The 18,419-nt window shown below is 69.7% G+C and carries 11 protein-coding genes; 8 read left to right on the top strand and 3 right to left on the bottom strand.

The window, feature by feature from the left end; genetic code table 11:
• Positions 1 to 44: 44 nt before the first annotated feature.
• Together ACIQBL_RS30600 and ACIQBL_RS30595 are read right to left on the bottom strand one after the other, a co-directional pair.
• Positions 45 to 3,071: a glycosyl hydrolase gene (locus ACIQBL_RS30600; protein WP_401947046.1), complete on the bottom strand. Its 3,027-nt coding sequence runs from the start codon at positions 3,069 to 3,071 to the stop codon at positions 45 to 47.
• Between the two features lie 271 nt (positions 3,072 to 3,342).
• Positions 3,343 to 4,746: a cation:dicarboxylate symporter family transporter gene (locus tag ACIQBL_RS30595; RefSeq protein ID WP_401947043.1), complete on the bottom strand. Its 1,404-nt coding sequence runs from the start codon at positions 4,744 to 4,746 to the stop codon at positions 3,343 to 3,345.
• 653 nt (positions 4,747 to 5,399) lie between these two features.
• Here ACIQBL_RS30595 and araB point away from each other — a divergent pair.
• From araB to araD, 3 genes are all read left to right on the top strand, one after another.
• Positions 5,400 to 7,079 (top strand): ribulokinase, encoded by a 1,680-nt coding sequence (gene araB, locus ACIQBL_RS30590; protein WP_401947040.1) that lies wholly within the window; start codon positions 5,400 to 5,402, stop codon positions 7,077 to 7,079.
• A gap of 317 nt (positions 7,080 to 7,396) precedes the next feature.
• Positions 7,397 to 8,914: an L-arabinose isomerase gene (araA, locus tag ACIQBL_RS30585; RefSeq protein ID WP_401947037.1), complete on the top strand. Its 1,518-nt coding sequence runs from the start codon at positions 7,397 to 7,399 to the stop codon at positions 8,912 to 8,914.
• Positions 8,915 to 8,951: 37 nt separating this feature from the next.
• On the top strand, positions 8,952 to 9,671 hold the full coding sequence (gene araD / locus ACIQBL_RS30580; protein WP_401947035.1) for an L-ribulose-5-phosphate 4-epimerase AraD: 720 nt from the start codon (positions 8,952 to 8,954) through the stop codon (positions 9,669 to 9,671).
• A 284-nt stretch (positions 9,672 to 9,955) separates the two neighbouring features.
• On the opposite strand, the gene ACIQBL_RS30575 is transcribed toward araD, so the two are convergent.
• Positions 9,956 to 10,975, bottom strand: coding sequence for a LacI family DNA-binding transcriptional regulator (locus ACIQBL_RS30575; RefSeq protein WP_401947032.1), 1,020 nt, complete (start codon positions 10,973 to 10,975; stop codon positions 9,956 to 9,958).
• Between the two features lie 264 nt (positions 10,976 to 11,239).
• Here ACIQBL_RS30575 and ACIQBL_RS30570 point away from each other — a divergent pair, with 264 nt between their 5' ends.
• The 5 genes from ACIQBL_RS30570 (at position 11,240) to ACIQBL_RS30550 (ending at position 18,406) form a co-directional block, all read left to right on the top strand.
• Complete coding sequence (locus tag ACIQBL_RS30570) at positions 11,240 to 13,216, top strand: glycoside hydrolase family 127 protein (protein WP_401947029.1); 1,977 nt, start codon at positions 11,240 to 11,242, stop codon at positions 13,214 to 13,216.
• A gap of 97 nt (positions 13,217 to 13,313) precedes the next feature.
• Positions 13,314 to 14,561, top strand: coding sequence for an extracellular solute-binding protein (locus ACIQBL_RS30565; RefSeq protein WP_401947026.1), 1,248 nt, complete (start codon positions 13,314 to 13,316; stop codon positions 14,559 to 14,561).
• An 82-nt stretch (positions 14,562 to 14,643) separates the two neighbouring features.
• Positions 14,644 to 15,627, top strand: a complete 984-nt coding sequence (locus tag ACIQBL_RS30560) for a carbohydrate ABC transporter permease (protein WP_401947023.1) — start codon at positions 14,644 to 14,646, stop codon at positions 15,625 to 15,627.
• A complete protein-coding gene (locus tag ACIQBL_RS30555; RefSeq protein WP_401947021.1) occupies positions 15,624 to 16,445 on the top strand; it encodes a carbohydrate ABC transporter permease in 822 nt (273 codons plus the stop codon). Before ACIQBL_RS30560 ends, ACIQBL_RS30555 begins: the two co-directional genes overlap by 4 nt.
• Positions 16,446 to 16,636: 191 nt before the next feature.
• Positions 16,637 to 18,406 carry an RICIN domain-containing protein gene (locus tag ACIQBL_RS30550; protein WP_401947018.1) on the top strand — a complete coding sequence of 590 codons (1,770 nt, stop codon included), beginning with the start codon at positions 16,637 to 16,639 and terminating at the stop codon, positions 18,404 to 18,406.
• Positions 18,407 to 18,419 lie beyond the last annotated feature (13 nt).

Here is an 18,419-nt window from a genome sequence, read left to right as displayed (position 1 = left end):
TCGGCGACGCCCGCACCGGGACGCCCGGGGGAGAGGACGAGCGATCAGGCCACCGTCTGCTGCACGTACGGCGTGAGCTGGACCGGTCCGACCAGACCGTAGGCCTGCCTCGCGGACGTGCTGAACACCGTGGGGTTGCTGATCCGCAGCCGGTTGAACAACGGGGTGGCCACCTCGACCTCGACGGTGTTGGTGCCACGGCGCAGTTGTCCGCCGAGGTCCAGCACGGGGTTGAGCCGGTCGACGGGGTCGAGCCGGGTCCCGTTGACGGTGACCCGGCAGGTGTCGCTGACACTGCCCAGCCGCAGCAGGGCCCCCGCGCCGGAAGGCCAGGTGTCCGGCAGCGTGACCGTCGTCCGGTAGTGGCCGATGCCGCCCACGTCGGCCAGTTCGGGGATCTGCGACCACGGCAGCAGGGCATCGAGGGCGAGGGTGTGCGTGACGATCTCGGTGCTGGTCGCGGTGGCGCCGGGCTGCCAGTCGTCGACGGTGAGTGTCCACCGGTCGAGGGTGACCGCGGCCGGCACCTCGGGGATCTTCGTGGTGACCTTGCGGCCCGTCGACAGGGCGGTGGTGCGGGTACCGGCCGTAAAGGCGCGTACGGCCAGTGATCCGTCCGCGTCCGCGAAGAGCACGCTGTCCGCGTCGGTGGCGACCGCGTGCGGACGGCTGCCGCAGCGGTCCCCGAACAGCCCCGGGGCGCCCAGCGCGACGACGAGGGTCTCGCCCGGCTGGAGTGTCACCCTGAAGGTGAACGCGGCGCCGTCCTGGGTGTATTGGGCGAGGCGGGTGACCCGCCCGCTCCACGGGTCCAGGAGGTAGGGGACCGCGCCGGACCCCTCGCGGTGGGTCGCGCGCAGCGTGACGTCGTGGTCGATGAGGGCGACGGCGGGTTTGACGGTCTCGGCGTGCTTGCCGTTGCACAGGTAGTAGAAGTCGGCGTCGCCGGTGACCCGGTGGGCGTTCAGCAGGGTCGACGACACGGAGTAGACGGCGTCGGAGGTCACGCCGAGTTCCGCGAAGGCCGCGCCGACGAGGGTTTTGTCGGTGATCCGGCGGACGTTCGGCAGGACTAGCAACTGGGCTGTCAGCGAACGCAGTTCGGCCTGCTCCCCGTCGTCGGGCAGACCCGGGGTGAGCGCCTGGTCGAAGGCGCCGAGGAGCACGGTGGGCAGGCCGGCTCGCGCGAACGTCAGGAGTCTGCGGGCGTCGGCGACGGCCAACGTGGGGTTGGAGCCGTAGAAGAAGTCGCCTTCGAGGAACAGGGCCTTGTAGGCGGGCCCGTCGGGTGCGAGGCGTTTGCCGGAGACCTTGGCCGTGGGCAGGTCGAGCAGTGGTCCGCTCAGGAACTGGTGGGTCCAGCCGAGCGGGACGCCCGTCGAGGTCAGCCAGGAGGCCCCGATGCCGGTCGCCGTGTAACCGGTCTGCCGGAAGACGGCGATGTCCGCACGGGCGGTGCCCGACTGGAGCACCTCGTGGACGCGGCCGAGACAGCCCGCGATGTCGGGCACATGGCGCCAGGTCGGATGCCTCGGCCCCCACGACTCGCCGTATCCCGGGGCCCCGCCGTACGGGCTGAACGCGGCGAAGCCGGGCCAACTCACGCCCGGCGCGGTGGCGTAGGAGAAGCCGTGGATCACGGTCTGGTTGACGCCCGCCGCGTACGCCCCGCCCATCGTGCGCAGGAACTTGTCCCAGGTGGTGTTGTAGGCGCCGCCCGCGTACGCGCCCGCCTCGCAGGACAGGACGCGGTGGCCTGCCATGTCGCGTCCGCCGGCCAGGCAGCGGTAGTCGTCGAGGTTCTTGAAGCCGAGCGACTCGCCCTCGGGGACGTCGAGAATCGCCGCCGAGGCGATGGCGTCGGTCTGGAGGCCGTACGGCTGGGAGCGGAGCTTCATGCCGTGTCCGTGCGCCCAGGACCTGAGCGCCCCGAGGTGGTGCTCGTTGAACAGGCCGGAGACGGTCTCCCAGAAGTCGTGCCGGATCTCCTGCGTGAGCCGGGCCTCGAAGGCGAAGACCTGGTTGCCCTTGTCGAGGACGACGGCCGGCAGATACGGCAGCAGGTCGCGTCCGGTGTGTTCGCGGAAGGCCGCGGGCAGGCCGGGCGTCCACTGCAGACCCTTGGTCTCCAGCTCCACGGAGTCCTCGAAGAAGGTGCCGCCCGCCGATCTGAGAAGTCTGCGGAGCGTGGAGTCCAGGATCGTCGAATCCCAGTAGCGGGTGACGGCCGCGGTCCCGGCCGCGCTGAAGTGGTCGACGACGTACGCGGCGGGCGAGGAGTGCGGTCCGGCCTCGGGCTGCTGGCCCGAACCCCGCTGCCAGTACGACAGGAGCACCCAGGTCGCCGCGTCGGGCGGGGTCCAGCTCAGCTTGCCGGCCGACACGTGGCCGGTCAGGTCGGTGACACTGTCGGCGTCCAGGCCGGTCGCCTTCCCGCTGGAGTAGGCGGTGTTGACGCGGGCGGCCTGTACGGCGAAGAGCTGCTGTGCGGTGACGCCCGAGGCGGCCGGGTAGACGGAGGCCGGCACCGGTCCGTCGTAGGCCGCGCCGCCGGTCAACACGGCCTTGCCGTAGGCGAGTTCCTTCACCGCGGCGGCGTCGTCGGGAGTGACTCCGGGCACGGCGACGGGCCAACTCGGGCCGAGGGTGAGGTCGATGGTCAGTCCGCGTCGGGCGGCCTGCCGCAGCGCGGCCGTCACACCGTCGCGCCAGGCCGCGCTTCCCCACCCGTGGTGGGCGGTGTCCAGTACGGAGGTGTCGGTGACGCTGTGGTGCACGGCCGCGATCTCGGCGCCGCCGAATCCCGCGTCGGCCATCTGGTCGATCTCCCGCGCGATCTCCACCGGGTCCACCAGCCCGTCCGGCCACCACCAACGGAACCTGGGCCGTACCGCCTTGGCCGGCTGGGCGAACCAACTCGCCGTGGTCGCGGCTCCGGTGGAGCGAGCGGTCCCGGAGGAGGCCGCGGCGCCTGCGGCCGGACCGAGCGCAGCGAGAACGCCCGTCGTCAGACCGGCAGCCAGTACCGACCGACGCGTCGCACCGCCACGCTGCGGGTGGGTTTCGTGCATGGTTCAGCCCCAACTGATCACGGAGACACGGATGTTGAATCGTTTCAGCCACTGCAAGTGCCGGAACCGTATTTCGCCTGCCGAACTCAGGTCAAGAGGAACGGCAACGATTCAAGGCAACGAGAGCTGGGGCGAGTTGGTGAAGCGGTGCGCTCCGGGACGGGATGTCGCGCCGGACCGGCGCCGTGCAGGACCGGGAAGCCGGAGAAGGCCGGCTTCGGCGCGCCGGTCCTTCTGTGCCTGCCGGGAGCTGATCCCGGCAGGCAGGGTCTCACTCCGCTTCGACGACTCGATGTGTCTCCGTCTGTCCAGCGGGGCGAGCAAGGTCATGGGGAACGAGGCCCTCGACCGGCGCGACCATGTCGTCAGGGTCGGATACGAAGGCGGATTCTCCGTTCAGTACCCGCTTCGCCCGCGAGATGTCCAGCGCACCTTCCCAGCGGGACACCGCGAACGCGGCCACGCAGTTGCCGAGGAGGTTGGTGGCCACCCGCATCGAGTCCATGATGCGGTCCACGCCCAGGAGGAGGGCGACGGCGCCGGCCGGGATGACGCCGAGCGCGGAGGCGGTCGCGGACAGGGCGAGAAACGCCGAACCCGGCACGCCCGCCATGCCCTTGCTGGTCAGCATGAGCATCAGTACGACGGTCACCTGCTGGCCCAGGGTGAGGTCGACGCCCACCGCCTGCGCGATGAACAGGGTCGCGACGGAGAGGTAGATGGAGGCACCGTCGAGGTTGAAGGAGTAGCCGGTGGGCAGGACGAGGCCCACGGCGTCGTCGCGGCAGCCGGCGTGGCGGAGCTTCTGCATCATCCGCGGCATCACGGTCTCGCTGGAGGCGGTGCCGAGGGCGAGCAGCATCTCCTCGCGGGTGTAGCGGACGAACTTCCACAGGCTCAGCCCGGTGAACGCCTTCAGCGCCGCCGCGAGCAGCAGGAGGAACAGCGCGGCGACGGCGTAACTGACGCCGATGAGCTTGCCGTAGGTCGACATGACGCCCAGGCCGTACTGCCCGACGAGGTGTGCGGTGGCGCCGAAGACGGCGAGGGGCGCGAGCCTCATGACGAAGCCGACGATCGCGAAGACGATCTCCTGCACCTGGTTGATGGCCGGCAGGACCGCGGGCACCTTGGTGTGCCCCAGGTGAAGCAGGGCCGCGCCCACCAGACAGGCGAGGACCAGGACTTGGAGGAGCGAGTTCTCGGCGAAGGCGCCGACCGCGCTGTCGGGCAGGGCGTGCAGCAGGAACTCGCTCGTCGACGGAAGCGCGGCGCCGCCGGTCTTCGCGTCGACCGCGTTCGTGTCGAGGGTCGCCGGGTCGACATGCATGCCCGCACCGGGCTGGACGAGGTTGCCCGCGACCAGGCCGAGCAGCAGGGCGAACGTCGTCGCCACCTCGAACCAGATCAGCGCCTTGATGCCGATACGGCCGAATGCCCGTAGATTCCCGGCCTTGGCTATGCCGGTGACCACCACGCAGAACACCAACGGCGAGATGACCGCCTTGATGAGCCGTACGAAGCCGTCGCCCAGTGGCTGGACGGAGGTCCCCAGGTCGGGCCAGAGTCGCCCCACGACGACTCCGAGCACCAGGGCGCAGGCGACCTGCGCGAACAGTGACGTGCGCAGCAGACGCGCGGTGCGTCGTGGCAAGGACGGTGCGGACAGCGGCACGAGCTACCTCCGATACGGATTCCGCCATACGGAATTAATGTTCCGTTGATCGGTGGCCACTATGGTTCAAGCGGCGGCCTCACAGAAGGCCACGAACCTTCACCGTGGAAATATTGGATGTTCATCCAAGCCGCAGGGGGTCAGTTGCGACCTGCGTGTGATGGCGGGTGCCGTCGGGCGACGGGTCGAGCCGCTTGATCGAGGTGGCGCCTCACCTCGGGGCAGGCTGACGGCCGGATGTGGGTGGGTAAGCGAGAAAACGATTTCTCGCGCAGTCGTGAGCTCTGTGTCCGCTCGGTTCATGGGTGAGTCCGGGATGCGGTGGCGCCGCAGGGCGGACCTGCTCACGTGACGTGCGTCACTTTCTTTGTGTTTCCGCAGCTCAAGTGGGGTGATGAGGTGATGGGTGCGATGGAGTCGAGCGGCCTTCTCGGATTGAGGGTGCATGGGGGGTTTACGTGGAGATCTGGACGGGCCAAGATGGCGCAGCGAAAGTGGGCAACCATTTTCTCAACGACGTCGCACGTGCATGCCTTGTGGGGGTGGCGAGTGTCGCCGTTGGGGTTTTGCTGTTCGCCCCTTCGAACGCTGGTCGACATATCGAACGCGTCGACTTATTCGTCATAGACCTTCAAGAGCGCTAAGGACAGCCGGTGCAGGCAGAACACGACGAATCGACGAGTCCCGACACCTATGTCATCGGGGTCGACTTCGGGACGTTGTCGGGGCGGGCTGTGGTGGTCCGTGTCGCCGACGGTGCCGAGTTGGCCGTCGCCGAGTATCCGTACCCTCACGCGGTCCTGGACCGGGCTCTTCCGGATGGGACGCCGTTGCCGCCGGACTGGGCGCTTCAGGTGCCCTCGGACTACGTCGACGTCCTGCGCGTCGCCGTGCCCGAAGCACTGGCCAGCTCGGGTGTGCGCCCCGAGCAGGTGGTGGGTATCGGGACGGATTTCACCGCCTGTACGGTCCTGCCGGTCCTCGCCGACGGCACGCCCCTGTGTGAGCTGCCGGAGTTTTCGGGCCGTCCGCATGCGTACGTGAAGCTGTGGCGTCATCATGCCGCGCAGGCTCAGGCGGACCGGATCACTGCGTTGGCCGAGGTGCGTAAGGAGCCGTGGCTGAAGCGGTACGGCGGGAAGATCTCTTCGGAGTGGGAGTTCGCCAAGGCTCTGCAGCTCCTGGAGGAGGACCCGGAGCTGTACGGGTTGACCGAGCGGTGGGTGGAGGCGGCCGACTGGATCGTCTGGCGGCTGTCCGGTACGTACGTGCGTAACGCGTGCACGGCCGGTTACAAGGGCCAGCTCCAGGACGGCAGTTACCCCTCCGCCGAATATCTGGCCGCGCTCAACCCCGGCTTCGCCGACTTCGTGACCGACAAGCTGGAGCAGCCGATCGGCCAGCTCGGCGACCGGGCGGGCGGGTTGACGGCGGAGGCGGCGGCCTGGACGGGTCTGCCGGAGGGCATCGCGGTGTGTGTCGGGAACGTCGACGCGCATGTGACCGCGCCCGCGGCCACCGCCGTGGAACCGGGCCGGATGGTCGCGATCATGGGCACTTCCACCTGTCATGTGATGAGCAGCGACCGGTGGGCCGAGGTGCCGGGGATGTGCGGGGTGGTCGAGGGCGGCATCCTGCCGGGGCTGTGGGGTTACGAGGCCGGGCAGAGCGGGGTGGGGGACATCTTCGGCTGGTTCGTGCGCACCGCCTTCCCCGCCGCGTATGCGGAGGAGGCCGCCGCGCTGGGCCGTGACCCGCACGAGCACCTCACCGCGCTGGCCGCGAAGCAGCGGGTGGGCGAGCACGGGCTGGTCGCCCTCGACTGGCACAGCGGCAACCGCAGCGTGCTGGTCGACCACGATCTCAGCGGTGTCGTGGTCGGGCTGACGCTGTCGACCCGCCCCGAGGACGTCTACCGCGCTCTGCTGGAAGCCACCGCGTTCGGCACCCGCACGATCATCGAGGCGTTCGAGACGTCCGGCGTCCCGGTCCGTGAGCTGATCGTCGCGGGCGGGCTGATGAAGAACCCGCTGCTGATGCAGATCTACGCCGACGTGACCCGCCTCCCGCTCGGTGTCATCGACTCGGCGCAGGGTCCCGCACTCGGTGCGGCGATGCACGCGGCCGTCGCGGCCGACGCCCACCCCGACATCCGGGCCGCCGCCCAGGCCATGGCCAAGGCCCGCCCGGCCGTCTACCGGCCCGACCCCGAACGGGCAGCCGCCTACGACCGGCTGTTCGCCGAGTACCGGCTGCTGCACGACTACTTCGGCCGCGGCGCCAACGAGGTCATGCACCGCCTGCGCCACCTCCGCGCCGAGGCCTCTGCCTGAGCAACGCCCCCTGCCCGGCGGTCACCTCCCCCGGAAAGGGATCCCGATGGCCGCGTCGAACCGCCCGCGTGACCGGTGGGACGCAGGAGGACAGCCGCCTGTCACGCATCAGCCCCCTACCACCGGACCAGGTTCGCCCGCTCGGTCCCCGGCGGTGTCGACGCCCCTCCGATCCGCGCCCCGGCGGTGACGGCGTTCGCCGGGTACGCCGATGCGGGCCCGTCCTTGTCCGCCGCGGATACCTCAGCCCTTCCAAGCGTCAGCGGCAGACACCCATCGGCCGCACCCGACCCACCCAGCACCCCTAAGGAACCCTCATGGACACCAAAGCCAACCCCTATCCGGACCAGGAGATCTGGTTTCTCACCGGCAGCCAGGGCCTGTACGGCGACGACATCCTGCACCAGGTCGCCGACCAGTCCCAAAGTATCGCGGAGATCCTCAGCGGCCCCGGGAAGATCCCCGTCCGCATCGTGTGGAAGCCGGTCCTCACCGACGCGGACGCGATCCGCCGCCTGTGCCAGGAAGCCAGCACCTCCGACACCTGCGTCGGCGTGATCGTGTGGATGCACACCTTCTCCCCGGCCAAGATGTGGATCGCCGGGCTCAGCGCCCTTAACCGGCCGCTGCTGCACCTGCACACCCAGTACAACCTGTCGCTGCCCTGGCCCAGCATCGACATGGACTTCATGAACCTCAACCAAGCCGCCCACGGCGACCGCGAGTTCGGGCACATCGAATCCCGCCTCCACATCGACCGCAAGATCGTCGCCGGGCACGCCACCGACCCCCGCGTCATCCGCCGGGTCGCCGCCTGGGCCCGGGCCGCCGTCGGCCGGCACGCCTCCCGCACCCTGCGCCTGGCCCGCTTCGGCGACAACATGCGCGACGTCGCCGTCACCGAAGGCGACAAGGTCGAAGCCCAGCTCCGCTTCGGCTACTCCGTCAACACCTACGCCGTCAACGACCTGGTGGCCGTCGTCGACCAGGTCACCGACAAGGAGGCCGCCCAACTCGCGGCCGAGTACACCGAGTTGTACGACGTCGTGCCGGCCCTGCGTCCGGGCGGTATCCGCCACGACTCCCTCCTCTACGCGGCCCGCCAGGAGATCGGCCTGCGCACCTTCCTCACCGGGGGCGGCTTCACCGCCTTCACCACCAACTTCGAGGACCTCGGCGGGCTGCGCCAGTTGCCGGGTCTGGCCGTGCAGCGCCTGATGGCCGACGGGTACGGCTTCGGCGGCGAGGGCGACTGGAAGACCTCCGCCCTGCTGCGCACGATGAAGGTCATGGGCACCGGCTGCCCCGGCGGCACCTCCTTCATGGAGGACTACACCTACCACCTCGGCCCCGGCACCCCCCGCATCCTCGGCGCCCACATGCTGGAAGTCTGCCCCACGATCGCGGCCGACCGCCCCCGCTGCGAAATCCACCCCCTGTCCATCGGCGGACGCGAGGACCCGGTGCGCCTGGTCTTCGACGCGGCAGCCGGCCCCGCCGTGGTCGTCGGCCTCTCCGACCTCGGCGACCGCTTCCGGCTGACCGCCAACACCGTCGACGTGGTCACCCCCAGCGAGCCCCTGCACCGCCTCCCGGTGGCAAGGGCCGTATGGAAGCCACACCCCTCGCTCGCGGAGTCCGCCGAGAGCTGGCTGCTCGCCGGCGCCCCCCACCACACCGTCCTCAGCTCCGCCGTCGACACCGAGACCCTGACCGACTACGCCAACATGACCGGCGTGGAACTGCTGACCATCGACGAGACCACCAGCACCGGGCAGTTCACCAAGGAGATCCGCTGGAACGCCGCCTACCACCGCCTCGCCCAGGCCCTGTGACACCCGTGACCCCGATCGATCCGCAAGGAGAGCACCGATGACCGTCCCAGTCCGTGACGGCCTGCGGCACGAGGTACTCGACGCCAACCTGACCATCCCCCAGGCCGGACTGGCCACCCTGACCTGGGGCAACGTCAGCGGCGTCGACCGCGAAGCAGGCGTCCTCGTCATCAAACCCTCAGGCGTCCCCTACGAGGACCTCGCCCTCGACCACCTGGTCACCGTCCGCCTCTCCGACGGCAAGGTGGTCGGCGGTGACCTGCGCCCCTCCACCGACACCGAGACCCACCGCTGCCTCTACCTCGCCTTCCCCACCATCGGCGGCATCACCCACACCCACTCCACCCACGCCGTCGCCTTCGCACAGGCCCGCCGCGACATACCCGTCCTGGGCACCACCCACGCCGACACCTTCAACGGCCCCATCCCCTGCACCCCCGACCTCACCGCCGACCAATGCAAGAACGACTACGAATACAACACCGGCCAAGTCATCGTCGACCTCCTGGCCGGCGACGACCGGCGGGCAACCGAGGTCCCGGCCGCCCTCGTCGCCCACCACGGCCCCTTCACCTGGGGCACCACCCCCCGCAAAGCCCTCGAACACGCCATCATCTGCGAAGCCGTCGCCGACATGGCGATCAACACCCTCGCCCTCTCACCCACGGCCCCACCACCACCCCACCTCCTCGCCCGCCACTACACCCGCAAACACGGCCCCCACGCCTACTACGGCAACCCGGAACCAAGGCTGTAGGGAATCGTTCGGGTACAGCACTACGGGGCAGAACCACCCGCGGTCTCGCGTCAGAGGATGGTGTGGCCGCCGGCAGCCGGTCGGCTCCTACCGGTTCGACCGGTCGGCGTCGCGGTCATCGCGGCGTGTTGAGCCGTACAGGACGTCGGTGGGACTCATCCCGGGGGGCATCGTCACGACACAGCCTTCATCAGCATGCGGAGGTCGAAAGCGAAGCCCCGGGTACGCGCCGACCCGGATCACGCACATCACCGGCCCAAGAAACCGGCCCCCCACCCACCAGCTCAGGTGGACTCGCGCACGACAAGACGGCACGGAACGGTGTGCAAACCCCGCGTCGGCTTGGAGCCGATGGCGTCCAGCAGCAGCAGGGCGGCCTGGCGGCCGATCTCGGAGAGGTCCGTGTCGATCGTGGTGAGGGGCGGACGGGAGGCCAGAGCCATGACGTCCCAGTTGTCGTAGCCCACGATCGCCACCTTGCCGGGGACGTCCAGGCCGTTCTCGCGCAGGGCGTCCGCGACGCCTCTGGCGATCTGGTCGTTGCCGCAGAAGAAGGCGTCCGTGTCCGGGGCGGTGCGCAGCACCGCTTCGGCGGCGCGGCGGCCCCATGCCTCGCTCCACTCCCCGAAGTGGACCCGGCCGGTGGAGAGTTCCAGCGAGGAGTGCTTGAGCAGTTCGAGCGTGTGGTGGGCGCGGTCGCGGGCAGCCGCGTGGTGGGCCGGGCCGGTGATGTGCGCGATCCGGGTGCGGCCGGTGGCCAGGAGGTGCTCGACGGCCAGATGGGCTCCGCTCCGGTCGTCGGACACGACGGAGATGTCGTCCGGGTCGGTGGACGGCGAGAGCGCGTAGACCGTCGGTATCGGCTCGACCCCCTTCAGCGGTGGGCGCGGGTCGGTCCTTCGGCCGGTCACGATGATGCCGTCCACCCGGCGGCCCATGAGATTGCTCAGGTGGTGCTGCTCGCGGATGGCGTCGCCGCGGGTGTCGCACAGCAGTACGGAGATCTTTCCGGCGCCGAGCGCGTCCTCGGCTCCGAGGAGGACGGGCGTGCTGAAGCGGCCGATGCCGTCGGTCGTCATCAGCCCGACGGTCCAGCTGCGGCCGGTGTGCAGGCTCTGTGCGTGCTGGTTGGGCCGGAAGTCGAGCTCCTCGACGGCGTTCAGGACCCGCTGCCGGGTCTCCGGGCGCATTCTCCCGCCGCCGTTCAGCGCCTTCGAGGCCGTCCCGACACTGACACCTGCCAGTTTGGCCACGTCGGCGAGCTTCGCCCGCCCGGGGGGCGGAGGACTTGGAACGACGGTCACGCGCAACCCTTTTCCTAGATGATGTCGGCAGATGCATCCTGGCACCGTTCGCGGCGGCTAGCCAGCCCCGGACAGGCGAGGAAAATATTTGCGCGTACCTCTTGACGCGCGCTCTCACCCCTTTCTACCTTTCCCGGCAGAAAAACGTTTTCCCAAGCGGGTTCGAAAGAGACGGAGCAACGCCCGTCCGATTCAGCGGGACTCCGTGACGCCGATCGCGCGTCGGGCCCCCGATTCGCTTCCCACCTACCTCTTCGGAGAGCCATGCCCCGCCCACGTTCCACCGCGGTTTCCTCCTCGGCCTCGGCCCCGTCCGAACAGGCAGGCACTTCCACCGGGCCGGTTCGTCTCGGACCGGGCGCCAAGGCCGCACTCGCGCCTGCCGCGGTCGAGGTGCGCGCCGGCTTCTGGAGCACCCGCCGCGAGGTGAACGCGCGTGTCTCACTCCCGCAGGGCCCCGAACTGCTGGAGTCGGCGGGAAATCTGCACAACCTGCGGCTGGCGGCGGGCACGGTCGAGGGCGAGTTCCGTGGCGCGTACCCGTTCGTGGACACGGACGTCTACAAGTGGCTGGAGGCCGCCGCCTGGCAGCTCGCCCAACAGCCCGACGCCGAGCTGGAGTCGGAGGTCGACCGGATCGTCGCCCTCGTCGCCGACGCGCAGCAGCCCGACGGCTACCTGAACACGTGGTTCCAGCTGCTCAAGGGCGGCGAGCGGTACAAGGACCTGCGCTGGGGTCACGAGTTGTACAGCGCCGGTCATCTCATCCAGGCGGCCGTCGCCCATCACCGGGCCACCGGTCGGCCCCAACTCCTGGATGTGGCACGCAAGTTCGCCGACCACATCGACTCCGTGTTCGGCCTTCCCGACAGCGGCAAGGAGATCGACGGAATCGACGGCCATCCCGAGGTCGAGACCGCCCTGGTCGAGCTGTACCGGGAGACCGGCGAGCGCCGCTACCTCGATCTGGCCGGCTACTTCGTCGACCGCTTCGGCCACGGCCTGCTGGGCGGCGAGGCGTACTGCCAGGACCGGGTGCCGCTGCGCGAGGCGGACAACGTGGAGGGCCACGCCGTACGGCAGTTGTACCTGCTGGCGGCGGCCGCCGATCTGGCGACCGAGACCGGGGACGCCGAACTCCGGGCGGCGGGCGAGAGGTTGTGGCGGGCGATGACCGCCACCAAGACCCACCTCACCGGCGGACTCGGCGCGCACCACGACGAGGAGGACTTCGGCGACCCGTACGAACTCCCCAACGAGCGCGCGTACTGCGAGACCTGCGCGGCCATCGCGTCCGTCCAGTGGAGCTGGCGCATGGCGCTGCTCACCGGCGAGGCCCGCTACTCCGACCTGATCGAACGCACCCTGTACAACGGCTTCCTGGCCGGCGTGTCGCTGGACGGCGAGGGCTGGCTGTACGTCAACCCGCTCCAGGTCCGCGACGGCCACACCGACCCCGGCGGCGACCAGTCGGCCCGCCGCACCCGCTGGTTCCGCTGCGCCTGCTGCCCGCCGAACGTCATGCGGCTGCTGGCCTCGCTGGAGCACTACCTCGCCACCAGCGACCCGGGCGGACTCCAGATCCACCAGTACACCACCGGCCGCTACACGGGCGACCTCGACGGCACCTCGGTCGCCGTGAGCGTCGAGACCGAGTACCCGTGGCAGGGCGCGATCGGCCTGACCGTCGAGGAGACCCCGGCCGACCGCCCCTGGACCCTCTCGCTGCGCGTCCCGCAGTGGTGCGCCGAGTACCGGGTGCGGTGCGGGGACACGGAGTACGACCAGACCGACGCCCCCGTGGCCGACGGCTGGCTGCGGCTGGAGCGCACCTGGGCCCCCGGCGACCGGGTCGTCCTCGAACTCGGCCTCGCGCCGCGGCTGACCGCGGCCGACCCCCGTGTGGACGCCGTGCGCGGTTGCGTGGCGATCGAGCGCGGGCCGCTCGTCTACTGCCTGGAGCAGATCGACCACCCCGGCGGCGGTCTGGACGACATGGTCCTGGACTCCACCGGTCCGCTCGCCGTACAGCACCGGCCCGACCTGTTGGGCGGTGTGACCACCGTGCTGGCCGTCGGCCGGCGCCGGAGCATCCCCGACGCGGGCTGGTGGCCGTACACCTCCGCCGACAGCGAGGCACCGGAGACGGACGGTGCGCCGGTCGAGCTCACCGCCATTCCCTACTACGCGTGGGCCAACCGCCAGGACGGCAGCATGCGCGTCTGGCTGCCCACCTCCTGAGCCCTCCACACCCACCGCCTTCCCCCCGCTTCTCACCCTCCCCCCGCGCTTCCCTTCCACCGCTTCCTACGAGCCGCACCAAGACAACGAGGTCACCGTGAGAAACACCCGCCGCACCCTCTTCGCCGCCATCGCCGCCGTCGGCGCGCTCACCACTGTCGCCGCCTGCGGCGGCGGTTCCGACTCCTCCGCCTCCGGTTCCGGGAAGGCCGGCGGGACGTACAACTTCTGGGACCCGTACCCGCAGTTCGACGCCTCCTCGGCGTGGGGCAAGCTCGTCAGCAAGTGCGGCACGGACGCCGGGGTGAAGGTCAAGCGCACCAGCATGGACACCACGGACCTGGGCAACAAGGCGCTGCTCGCCGCCCAGCAGGGCAACGCCCCCGACGTCATGCTCGTCGACAACCCGGTCGTCTCCACCCTCGTGGAGGCGGGAATCCTCAACAAGACCAGCGACCTCGGCCTCGACACGTCGTCGATCCAGAAGAACATCCTCGGCGCGGGCACCATCGACAACGCCTCCTACGGTGTGCCGATCGGCGCCAACACCCTCGCGCTCTACTACAACAAGAAGATCCTGACCGCGGCCCACGTCGACCCCGCGTCCATCAAGGACTGGAACTCGCTCACGGCGGCGCTGAAGAAGGTCAAGTCGGCGGGGAAGAAGGGCATCACCTTCTCCGCGATCAACACGGAAGAGGGCAGCTTCCAGTTCCTGCCGTGGTTCTGGGGCGCGGGCGGCGATCTGACCAAGCTCAACTCGGCGAAGGGCGTGGCCGCGCTGTCGCTGTGGAAGCAGTGGGTCGACGGGGGATACGCACCGAAGGACGTGCTGCAGAACACCCAGACCACCAGCTGGCAGGAGTTCGCCACCGGCGACTACGCGTTCAGCGAGAACGGCACCTGGCAGCTCGGCAACGCGGACAAGGCCGGCTTCGCCTACGGCGTCATCAGCATCCCCGGGCAGAACGGCGGTTCGGCGCCGGTGCCGACGGGCGGCGAGTTCGTCACCGTCCCGGTGCAGAAGGACACCTCCCGCTACGACGTCAGCAAGAAGATCGTCACCTGTCTGACGAACTCCACGAACCTGCTGGCCACCGACACGACCCTGACGTACGTGGCGCCCACCGCCGAGGTGCAGGCCGAGCAGGTGAAGCAGAACGCCGAGCTGAAGCCGTGGGTCAGCGCGGTTGCCGCGGCGCGTGGCCGCACCAGCGGCGGTCTGGGCACCAAGTACCCGACGATCTCGCAGCCGATGTGGACCGCCGTGCAGAACGCCCTGTCGGGCGGCAAGAGCCCGCAGGCGGCCCTCGACGCCGCGCAGACGGCCGCGAGCAAGGGCTGACACCCCGGACTTCCGGGCCCCTCCGGAAATCCGCATCGCAATCGCGCCCGTCCTGACACGCCACCCGCATCCAGGAGTACGCATGACCATCGCCCGCGTCGACCGCCGCTCGCAGCGGTCCCCGGCCAGGTCCGGGGCGACCGGCACCGCACAACGGACGGGCACGTCGGACCTGCGGCGCCGCCGGCGCCGCAGCGGCCGGCTCACCGCGCTGGCCTTCACCGCCCCACTGGTCGTCTACCTCGCGGCCTTCTACCTCTATCCGCTCTACCGCAACCTCGACCTGAGCCTGCGCGACTACACCGTCCGGTCGTTCGTGCAGGGGGACGCGCCCTTCTCCGGTCTTGACAACTTCAGGACCGTCCTGAACGACCCCACGTTCGGCCCGGCGATCCGCCACACCGTGATCTTCACCTTCGCGTCGATCGCGTTCCAGTACGTGGCCGGGCTCGCCCTCGCGGTCTTCTTCAACCGGCACTTCCGGCTCGCCGGAACCCTGCGTGCCCTGTTCCTGATCCCCTGGCTGCTGCCGCTGATCGTGTCGGCGTCGACCTGGTCGTGGATGTTCAACAGCGAGTCCGGTGTCATCAACTACGCCCTGCACTTCGTGGGCGTGTCCCCGGTGGACTGGCTCAACTCGCCGGACTGGGCGCTGACCTCGGTCGTCATCGCCAACATCTGGATCGGCATCCCGTTCAACCTCGTCATCCTCTACAGCGGGCTCCAGAACATCCCCGGGGAGCTGTACGAGGCCGCGTCCCTGGACGGGGCCGGGGCCTGGCAGCAGTTCCGGCGGATCACCTTCCCGCTGCTGCGCCCGGTGTCGGCGATCACCCTGCTCCTCGGGCTGGTCTACACGCTCAAGGTGTTCGACCTGATCTGGATCATGACCAAGGGCGGTCCGGGCGATGCGTCGTCCACCCTCGCGACCTGGTCCTACCAGCTCGGCTTCGGCACGCTGCTGCCGAAGTTCGGGCCCGGCGCCGCCGTCGGCAACATCCTCATCCTCATCGCGCTCGTCTTCGGCCTGCTCTACATCCGTGTCCAGAGGAGGCAGGAAGCATGAAGTCCCCCACGGGAAAGCGCCGTTACACCGTCATCGGCGTCCTGCTGACCGCCGTGATGCTGTTCCCGGTGTACTGGATGATCAACGTCTCCCTCACCCCGCAGCAGGACATGCGCAAGAGCCCACCCGACCTGCTGCCCCTGCATCCGACCTTCGAGGGCTACCGGGCCGTCCTCGACGACCAGATGCCCTATCTCGGCACCAGCCTGCTCATCGGCCTGGGCACGGTCGCCCTCACGCTGGTCCTCGCCGCCCCGGCCGGATTCGCGCTGGCCAAACTGAGGCCGCTGGGCGGGGGAGCCCTCGGACTCGCCCTGCTGGTCGCCCAGATGATCCCCGGCATCGTCATGGCGATGGGTTTCTACGGCATCTTCCTCGACTACGGCCTGCTCAACTCCTGGTGGGGGCTGATCGTCGCGGACTCCACCATCGCCGTGCCGTTCGGCGTGATGATCTTCACGGCCTTCATGTCGGGCATCCCCGGCGAGCTCATCTCGGCGGCCCGCATCGACGGCGCCGGCACCTGGCGGACCTTCCGGTCCGTGGTGCTGCCGGTCAGCCGCAACGCGATCGTCACGGTCTCACTGTTCAGCTTCCTGTGGGCCTGGTCCGACTTCGTCTTCGCCAACACCCTTGACGGCGGCGGCGATCTGCGGCCGATCACCCTCGGCATCTACAAGTACATCGGCAACAACAACCAGGAATGGAACGCGATCATGGCCACCGCCGTCGTCGCGTCGATCCCGGCGGCCGTCCTGCTGGTCCTCGCCCAGCGCTACGTGGCCGCGGGCGTGACCGCCGGCGCCGTCAAGGACTGATCCACGGTGCCGGCCGCCCCGGGCCCACCGGTCGGGCGGGCCCGCGCTCCGCCGCGGCCCCGTCCGCACTCCCCGCAGGACTGTCACCCGTCACCGGGGTCCACGACCCCGGCCAACCGGTCGGCCGCTCCCCGAGCCGCGTCCGCACCGCCTTTCGGCAAGTCCCCCTCCCTTCCTCAGGAGAGCCGCTGATGTCATACCTGAGCCATCGCCACCGTTCCAGAGCGTCCCTCGGCCGCGTCGGCGCCGCCGTGATGGCCACCGCCCTGGCCGCCACCGCCGTCGCCCTGACGGGCGCACCCGCCCAGGCGAGTCCGACGTCGTCCACCACCTTGGTCGTCAACGCCGCGCAGAGCCTGCGCTCCGTCACCCACGTCGGCACGGGCAGCCTCTACGGCCTCGCCAGCGCGAGCACCCCCAGCGACAGCCTCACCCAGGCACTGAAGCCCAACACGTTCATCCAGATGGCGCCGGGCGGCAGCCAGCTCCCCAACGGAGAGCCCGCGCCCGCCGGTGACTCCTTGGTCGTCGCCTCGAAGGCCGCGGCCGCGGGGGCCAAGGTCGTCGTACGGATGCCGGACTGGTACCCGGACTTCCCCTACAAGTGGGTGAGTTGGAGCAACTGGCTCTCGGCGGTCGACCAGCAGGTCGCCGCGGTGAAGTCCTCCAGTGCCACCAACATCAGCGCGTACGCGCTGTGGAACGAGCCGGACTGGACCTGGGACACCACCAACGCGGGCGCCTTCGACGCCGGATGGGCCCGTACGTACAAGGAGATCCGGACCAAGGACACCACGACCCCGATCCAGGGGCCGAGCTACTCGGTGTGGAACCTGTCCTGGATGACCACGTTCCTCACCGACGCCAAGGCCAGCGGCACGGTCCCCGACGTCATCGCCTGGCACGAACTCCAGGGCAGCTCCGGCATCGCCGCCCATGTCGCGGCCTACCGCTCGCTGGAGAGCAGCCTCGGCATCACCCCGCGCCCGATCGACATCGAGGAGTACGGCACGCCCACCGAGATGGGCAACTCCGGCGCCCTCATCGGCTACGCCGCCAAGTTCGAGCGCGCGGGCGTCCGTGACGCCGAGCTGGCCTTCTGGAACCACTACGGCACCCTCGGCGACACCCTGACCGACACCGGCGGCTCGCCCAACGGCTCCTACTGGACGTACAAGTGGTACGGCGACATGTCCGGGAACATGCTCACCACCACACCGCCCGCCCAGACCGGCATAGACGGTCTCGCCTCCCTGAACAGCGCGGGCAACCAGATCAGCGTCGTCGCCGGCGGCTGCGCGGGCTCCTGCGCCGTCACGATCAACGGGCTCTCCTCCCTGTCGGCCTACGGCAGCACCGTCCACGTCAAGCTGGAGTACAGCCCGGACACGGGCCGCACCACCGCCTCCTCGGGTCCGATCACCATCTCCGACACCGACTACTCCGTCTCGAACGGCTCCATCACCGTGCCGGTCACGATGAACGCCAGCGACGGCTACCACCTGACGATCACCCCGAGCGGCACCTCGACGTCCCTGGCCGGGCGCTACCAGATCACCAACAAGAACAGCGGCCTCGCTCTGGACGCCCTCAACGCGGGTACCACCGCAGGCACTTCGGTCGTCCAGGCCACGTCCACCACCGGCACCGACCAGAACTGGACCCTCGTGGCCGCGGGCCAGGGTCTCTACAAGATCGTCAACCAGAACAGCGGCCTGCTGCTCGGCATCACCAACGCGGGCACCAGTAACGGCGGCACCGCCCTGATCTGGTCCGACAACGGCACGGCCGACCACCTCTGGCAGGTCATCCCGGCCCGCGACGGCTATGTCAAGATCGCCAACTACAACAGCGGGCTCCTGCTCGGCGTCGACCAGATGAGCACCACCTCCGGCGCCCAGGTCCTCCAATGGGCCGACAACGGCACCGCCGACCACCTGTGGAAGCTCACCGCTCGCTGAGCTGAGGCAACCG

The organism is Streptomyces sp. NPDC088350 (genome assembly GCF_044753545.1).
Lineage (GTDB): Bacteria > Actinomycetota > Actinomycetes > Streptomycetales > Streptomycetaceae > Streptomyces.
Note: the sequence above shows the minus strand (reverse complement) of the source record. Positions and strands in the feature narration are given on the sequence as shown.